1 protein-coding gene is annotated in these 231 nt (G+C 82.7%); it reads right to left on the bottom strand.

The window, feature by feature from the left end:
* The coding region (locus KVT14_RS21785) for a hypothetical protein (RefSeq protein ID WP_217617431.1) at nt 1-201 on the bottom strand (201 nt) is incomplete at its 3' end.
* Nucleotides 202-231 lie beyond the last annotated feature (30 nt).

Genomic DNA, 231 nt, shown 5'->3' on the forward strand with positions numbered 1-231 from the left:
GAGGCCATGGCAGGTCACGCAAGCGGGCGCGCGGCGGGTCCGCCGCCACCGCGGCGCCGGGGCGGTAACCAGGGCGTGCCCGCCGAGCCGGCGCAGCGTCGCCAGCCCGTCGGACGACAGCACGCTCTCCCGGTGCCCCTGCACCGGCGCGTCCCCGGGGCCGCGCGGCGCGTGCACCACCCCCGCGTCGTCGGTCGCCACTTCCCGCCCGCGCGGCCGGGTCCCGGCCGC

This window comes from Cellulomonas sp. GbtcB1, from assembly GCF_019091725.1.
In the GTDB taxonomy this organism is placed as follows: Bacteria; Actinomycetota; Actinomycetes; order Actinomycetales; family Cellulomonadaceae; genus Cellulomonas.